Source organism: Bradyrhizobium mercantei, assembly GCF_001982635.1.
Taxonomy (GTDB): Bacteria; Pseudomonadota; Alphaproteobacteria; order Rhizobiales; family Xanthobacteraceae; genus Bradyrhizobium; species Bradyrhizobium mercantei.
Genome location: NZ_MKFI01000055.1, coordinates 1 through 793, shown reverse-complemented (window position 1 = coordinate 793; position 793 = coordinate 1). Strand labels below are relative to the sequence as shown.

Sequence of the window (793 nt, the reverse complement as noted above, 5' to 3'; positions counted from 1 at the left end):
GCAATGATGCGGCCGACCCGCCAGCGCGGATTCAGGCTCGCATACGGATCCTGGAAGATCATCTGCAGCCGCTTGCGCAGCTCGCGCCCGCCCGGCTCCGACATGCGCGACAGCGGTTGGCCGTCGAAGCGGATGTCGCCGCGGGTCAGGCCATACAGCCCCACCAGCATGCGCGCCACCGTCGACTTGCCGCAGCCCGACTCGCCCACCAGCGCCAGCGTCTSGCCGCGCTTGATCTCGAACGACACGCCGTCCACCGCGCGCAGCATCACCCGCGGCTTGCCCGCCAGCTTGCGCTCCAGCCAGGGCGGCGACACATCGAACCAGCGCGCCGCGTCCTTCACTTCCACCAACGGCGTGCTCATGTGGCCACCTCGACTTCGTTTTCATGCAACCAACAGGCCGCGCGGGACGTGCCCGCCGGCATCAGCTCGGGCCGGTCCTGGCCGCAGCGCGGCAGGCGCCGCCCGCAGCGCGGATTGAAGGCACAGCCCGGCGGAATCGCGTTCAGCCGCGGCATGCTGCCGTCGATCTGCACCAACCGCTCGGCATGTCCCTGCAGCGACGGGATCGATCCCATCAGCCCCGTCGTATACGGATGGCGCGGCTGGTGGATGACGTCGCGCACGGGGCCGATCTCGGCCACGCGTCCCGCGTACATCACCGCCACGCGGTCCGCCGTTTCCGCGATCACGCCCATGTCGTGCGTGATCAGCATCACCGCCGTGCCCTGTTCGCGGCACAGGCGCTTGAGCAGCTCGATGATCTGCGCCTGGATCGACACGTCCAGCGC

The 793-nt window shown here is 69.6% G+C and carries 2 protein-coding genes; both read right to left on the bottom strand.

Annotation, left to right across the window (positions count from 1 at the left end; translation table 11 throughout):
- Positions 1 to 365 (bottom strand): ATP-binding cassette domain-containing protein (locus tag BI327_RS40885; protein ID WP_143271821.1); only part of this gene is annotated, 365 nt, incomplete at its 3' end.
- The coding region (locus BI327_RS40880) for an oligopeptide/dipeptide ABC transporter ATP-binding protein (protein ID WP_143271820.1) at positions 362 to 793 on the bottom strand (432 nt) is incomplete at its 5' end. The genes BI327_RS40885 and BI327_RS40880, both read right to left, overlap by 4 nt.